Raw genomic sequence first — 5,900 nt, 5'->3', positions numbered from 1 at the left:
GGGCTGACGCGGGTTCGGTTCACCGATTACGGGATCGCTTCCGTGGGCATGCTTCCCGGAACCCTGCTCTACGTGTACTCCGGCAAGCTCGCAGGCGACGTCGCGGCCCTGGCAGGAGGCCCCGCAGTCGCCAGGGGATGGGGCTACTACAGCGTTCTCGCATTGGGATTGGTCGCCACCGTCGCAGTCACGATGCTCGTCACGCGAAGCGCGAAGCGCGCTCTGGCGGAAGCCACCGGTGAGTAGGGCGACGGAGATGAGGCATGAGATCAAACCAGCGAGGGCTCGACGATGACCGCGCAGATCGAGATGCAACCTGCAGACGTCCATAATGAACAGCTGGTCGCCAACGTCCACCCTGTGGATTGGAAGAACCCGATTCCCCAGGATCGCTACAACCTGGTCGTGATCGGCGCGGGCTCGGCAGGCCTCATCACCGCTGCGATCGCTGCGGGACTCGGTGCCAGAGTCGCTCTCGTCGAGCGCTATTTGATGGGCGGCGATTGTCTCAACGTCGGGTGCGTACCCTCGAAGAGCCTGATCCGAGCCGCGCGCACGATTGCGGAGGCACGCCTCGCGGAGGCGTTCGGCATGCCCCTTCACGCCTCGACCGCGGTGGACTTCGGCGCGGTCATGGAACGAATGCGACGCATCCGCGCCCAAATCAGCCACGAGGATTCCGCGCGTCGCTATCGCGACGAACTCGGCGTAGACGTCTTCCTCGGCAACGCGCGATTTCGCGGATCAGATACCGTCGAGGTGGACGGCGCCCGGCTTCGCTTCAAAAAAGCTGTCATCGCCTGCGGAGCGCAAGCGGCGGTTCCCGCGATTGAGGGCCTCGAAGAAGCCGGCTACCTGACCAACGAAACGGTTTTCGAACTGACCGAGCGGCCCAACCGACTGGGCGTGATCGGCGCTGGCCCGATCGGAGCGGAACTCGCGCAGGCCTTTCGGCGCCTCGGCTCCGATGTCACGGTTGTTGACCGCGCTCCGCAGCTCTTGCCGCGGGAGGACGCCGACGCCGCGCAAATCGTCAAGGATCAATTCGAGCGTGAGGGCATCGCCATGCTGCTGGGCTACAAGCTGAGACGTGTCGAAGTACTCGATGCCGGAAAGCGCATCCACGTCACCAGCGCGGATGGCGAGCCAAAGACCGTCGATGTGGATGCGATCCTCGTGGCAGTGGGGCGCGCCCCCAACGTGGAGGGCTTGAACCTCGAGGCGGTCGGCGTCGAGTTCGACCCGCAGCGCGGCGTGCACGTCAACGACTACCTCCAGACCCGCAATCCCAACATCTACGCGGCGGGAGACATCGCGATGGCCTGGAAATTCACCCATGCCGCGGACGCAGCCGCGAAGATCGTGGTCCAAAACGCGCTCTTCCTGCGCACCAAGAAGCTGAGTTCACTCGTCATGCCCTGGTGCACGTACACGGACCCCGAGGTAGCGCACGTCGGCCTCTACGAACGGGAGGCCGCCGAGCGCGGCATCGAACTCACGACCTTCAAGGTCCCGCTGCGCGAGGTAAACCGCGCGGTCACCGATGGAGAAGACGCGGGCTTCGTCAAGATTCACGTCAAGAAGAAGAGCGGCCGTACTTTGTGGGCGAGGGGAAGCGACAGGATTCTGGGCGCCACGATCGTCGCTTCCCACGCCGGCGAGATGGTCAGCGAAATCACGCTCGCGATGGTGAACAATCTCGGTCTTGGCGCGATCCTGTCGACGATCCACCCCTACCCCACCCAGGCGGAGGCTCTGAAGCGGGCCGCGGGAGCCTACCTGCGCAGCCGAGTGACTCCAAGGATGGGGCGACTGTCCGAGCGCTTCATGGCATTGCGTCGCTGAGAGGAAGGGCGCGAGCGCAGAAATTCACCGCGGGTCGGGGATCGCCCATCTTCGCCGAACCCGGGTAGACTGAATGACTGAACGCCCAAGATCAAAGGAGACCATCGTGTCACTATTTCGCTTCCTCGGATTGGGGGAAGCTCCCGAGAAGAACCGCGACGCCGGGGACACCGAGTCTGTCCGTCGAATCGCCGCCAAACTCGAGCGGCTCGAGCCGCAGCGGGCAAAATACCTGGCGGCTTTCGCGTACGTGCTGGCGCGCGTTGCCAACGCCGACCTCGAAATCGACGCGGCCGAAACCGCAGAAATAGAGCGCTCGCTGGCGACGATCTCCGACCTGACGGAAAGCGAAATCGCGCTCGCCGTCGAAATCGCGAAGTCTCAGGCGCGATTGCTCGGCGGAACAGAGAACTACGTAGTGACCCGCGAATTCCGCAAGAATTCCACGCTCGAACAACGAGGGCAATTATTGCAGTGCCTCTACGCGGTTGCGGCCGCCGACGGATCGATCTCGAGCATCGAGAGCTCAGAGATCGTCGGCATCGCAGAAGAGCTCGGATTTACGCGAATGGAAGCCAACTCCCTGAAAAGCCAATACCGAGACAAGCTCGCCGTACTCCAGATCAAGAGCTAAGAGCGCGGCTCGTTCCCCCGTCACCCCACCCGAACAACCAACTTTGCAAACGAAAGCCCTGAGTAAGTAGACGCTGCTTTGGGGAGCCGCTCGACGGCTGGCCGCCGGTTTAGTGTCGCGTCAGCAGCAAGGTCTTCGGATCGAGAGCGACGTGGAGGTTGGTGAGATCCGGATTGTCATGGTCCTTGAGTGCGCGCAATACCACCGTGTCGTCTCCCGGCTCGAGGGCCAGAACCACACTCACCAGATCTTCGACACGCTCGACGGAGGGCGGCAGCTGCGCAACCTGCTCGTTGCTGCAGGAAATCGATAGCCAGACTTCGGCGGCGAGTTCGCCAGCGAGTTCCTTGAGGTCGGCGAAATCCTGACGCGAGGTGGTTTCGAAATCGAGTCCTTCGATCAGGAGCATCGACGGCTTACCCGAAACATCGGACTCGACCTTCACGGCTTCGCGCAGCTTCTCAGTCGTGAGTGCATTTCGGGGGTAGACGCGGATGCTTCGATTGCGATCGATATCGACATGCACCTGGGCTTCATTTTCCAGGTGCGCGCTTGTCACGAGTTCTTCGAACACGGTGTCGTAGTGATCGCGAATGTGGGAAACCGTGTGGGCCATCGATATGTGAAGCACGCGTCCCGATCGCAGTAGCTCATCGAGTGCCACACCAACGATGAAGGACGCTTTTCCGACGCCGTGTCCCCCGATGACGATACCCAGATTGCCAGGTCCCAACCCACCGTGGAGACCCTTTTCGAGCAAGCGCAGGGGGCTGCGCGCATTTAGAAACTTTCGATACACGCTGAACTCCTCGATCTACTCGTTGTCGTCGCTAATTTTTGAACTGAACTTTTCCTTGAGCTCCTTTTGGACCTCGGCAGGCGCGGGCAAATAGCGCGCGAATTCCATCGAAAATTCTGCCGTGCCTTGGGTCATCGAGCGCAGGTCGGTCGCGTACCCGAACATCTCAGCGAGGGGCACCTCTGATTCGGTGCGGGACATGCCCGCGGACTCAGTGGTCCCAATCACGGTACCACGGCGTTGCATGATCGTCTTGAGGATCGCCCCCTGGTAATCGACGGGTCCTTCGACCTCGAGCTTCATCACGGGCTCGAGCACGATCGGCTTGGCTCTGGGGTACGCATCGCGGAACGCGCCGCGACCCGCGGCCTGGAAGGCCATCTCCGAGGAGTCGACGCTATGCGACTTGCCGTCGTCGACGACTACCTTGACGCCGATCACCGGGAAACCGATCAACCGCCCCTTCTCCATGCACTGCACGAAGCCCTTCTCGACGGCCGAGATGTACTCTGTGGGGATTGAACCGCCCTTGATTTCGCTCACGAACTCGAAATCTTCAGCGCCGTCTTCCGCAGGCTCGATCCGACCCCCGACGCGGCCGTACTGACCGGAACCGCCCGTCTGCTTCTTGTGGGTGTAGTTGAAATCGGCGCGTCGGGAGATCGTCTCGCGATAGGCGACCTGGGGCGCGCCCGTCTCGACCTCGCAGCCGTACTCGCGCTTCATCCGCTCGACATAGACGTCGAGGTGAAGCTCCCCCATACCCGAAATCACGGTTTGGTTGCTCTCTGGGTCCACTCGGGAGCGGAAGGTGGGATCTTCGCGCACGAAGCGACCGAGCGCCTTGCCCATGTTGTCGACAGTCTTGTTGTCGATGGGCTTGATGGCGATCGAGATCACCGGTTCGGGAACGTGCATCGACGTCATCGAGATCTGCACCGATTCGTCGGTAAAGGTATCGCCAGACCTACAATCGATCCCGAATAGCGCCACGATGTCACCGGCAGAAGCGTCTTTGATGTCTTCCATCGAGTCAGCGTGCATCCGGACCAGCCGACCAACCTTGTGTTTCTTCTTGGTGCGGCTGTTGATGATCATTGCGCCCTTCTTGAGCGCACCCTGATAGACGCGAACGTAGGTGAGTTGCCCGTAACGACCGTCTTCGAGCTTGAAGGCGAGGGCCACGAGCGGCTTGTTGGGATCGCTCTCGAGCGTCAGCGAAGCCTCGTCGTTTGAGAGATCGACACCCGTGTTCTCGCCGTCGAGGGGGCTGGGCAGATAGCGAATGACGCCATCGAGAAGCTTTTGGACACCTTTGTTCTTGTACGCCGAACCGAGAAAGACCGGCGTGAGTTCCATCGAGAGCGTTCCGTTCCGCACGGCTTCGTGAATCAACTCTTCGGTCACCGTCTCTTCGAGAATTGCCTCCATGAGTTCATCCGAGAACATCGAGACGGCATCGAGCATGAACTCGCGCGCAATCTCGGCATCGTCACGCATCTCTTCGGGAATCTCTTTGGTGACGACCTTCTCTCCGTTGTCGCCCTCGAAATACGTGGCCGTCATCGCAACCAGGTCGACCACACCCTCGAAGTCGGCCTCGAGACCGATCGGGAGCTGCATCAAGATCGCATTGTGGGCGAGCTTCTCGCGCAGCTGCTCCGTTACCTGCGTCGGGTTCGCGCCCGAGCGGTCGAGCTTGTTGATGAACGCCATGCGCGGAACCTTGTAGCGGCGCATCTGGCGATCCACGGTCATCGATTGGGACTGCACGCCCGCCACCCCGCAGAGCACTAGTATGGCGCCATCGAGTACGCGCAGCGCACGCTCCACCTCGATCGTGAAGTCGACGTGGCCCGGGGTGTCGATGATGTTGATGTGGTGATCGTTCCAAACGGTGTGGGTCGCCGCGCTTTGGATCGTGATGCCGCGCTCTCGCTCGAGCTCCATCGAGTCCATGGTCGCGCCGACGTCGTCTTTGCCCCTCACCTCGTGGATCGCGTGAATCCGCCCGGTGTAGAACAGGATGCGCTCAGTGAGCGTCGTCTTGCCCGAGTCGATGTGCGCACTGATCCCGATGTTTCGGATCATCGATAACTCGTTGATCATTTCAGCCTCGGCAGTAGCGAGGGCGCCAAGCGTGGTTTCGCGCCATTCCGCTGGGTGGGTAGGGGGATGAGTGGCCACCCGCCCGAATTCGTGTCGGAAATCCCAGCCGTTCCCCCACGGGGACTCCGAGGGGCTCGACCGGAAGCTGCACCGGTCCTCCAATGGCTCTTAATTGGGAGGGCAAGTCCTTTTGGCCAGGGCCGTCCTGGTGATCCGCATGGCCAAACGGGACTCCAGCGCGGACCCTTCGACCCAAAGGGCCGGGAAGTTGAGCCATCCGAGGGTAAACGTCAAGTCACCTGCACCGTTACCGCGGAGAGCGCGCTGCCTCTCTATGCGAGGCGGGGGGAGGGCGTGCGGCGAATGGCTCGCCCGCCAAGTAGAGCGGGAGTGTGCGGAGCGGGCGAGCCATTCGCTGCGCAACCCCCACCACCCCCGCAGATCCATGCACAATCTCCAAAGACGACCCACGGACGGGTTCAGATTGGGGATCATCAGCGGGTAACGGTGCGG

Annotated in this window: 5 protein-coding genes; 3 read left to right on the top strand and 2 right to left on the bottom strand. The window is 61.7% G+C overall.

Features of this window, described 5'->3' with window-relative positions:
- From IH881_19960 to IH881_19950, 3 genes are all read left to right on the top strand, one after another.
- On the top strand, window positions 1-246 hold a 246-nt coding region (locus IH881_19960; GenBank protein MCH7869977.1), incomplete at its 5' end, for a TVP38/TMEM64 family protein.
- 45 nt (window positions 247-291) lie between these two features.
- Window positions 292-1,845 (top strand): mercuric reductase, encoded by a 1,554-nt coding sequence (locus IH881_19955; GenBank protein MCH7869976.1) that lies wholly within the window; start codon window positions 292-294, stop codon window positions 1,843-1,845.
- 106 nt (window positions 1,846-1,951) lie between these two features.
- Window positions 1,952-2,479 (top strand): TerB family tellurite resistance protein, encoded by a 528-nt coding sequence (locus tag IH881_19950; protein MCH7869975.1) that lies wholly within the window; start codon window positions 1,952-1,954, stop codon window positions 2,477-2,479.
- Between the two features lie 109 nt (window positions 2,480-2,588).
- On the opposite strand, the gene IH881_19945 is transcribed toward IH881_19950, so the two are convergent.
- Together IH881_19945 and IH881_19940 are read right to left on the bottom strand one after the other, a co-directional pair.
- Window positions 2,589-3,278: a hypothetical protein gene (locus IH881_19945; GenBank protein ID MCH7869974.1), complete on the bottom strand. Its 690-nt coding sequence runs from the start codon at window positions 3,276-3,278 to the stop codon at window positions 2,589-2,591.
- Between the two features lie 15 nt (window positions 3,279-3,293).
- Window positions 3,294-5,387 (bottom strand): elongation factor G, encoded by a 2,094-nt coding sequence (locus tag IH881_19940; GenBank protein MCH7869973.1) that lies wholly within the window; start codon window positions 5,385-5,387, stop codon window positions 3,294-3,296.
- Window positions 5,388-5,900 lie beyond the last annotated feature (513 nt).

The sequence above is a fragment of the Myxococcales bacterium genome (genome assembly GCA_022563535.1).
Taxonomy (GTDB): domain Bacteria; phylum Myxococcota_A; class UBA9160; order UBA9160; family UBA4427; genus DUBZ01.
This window is presented reverse-complemented; position numbering and strand designations above follow the sequence as displayed.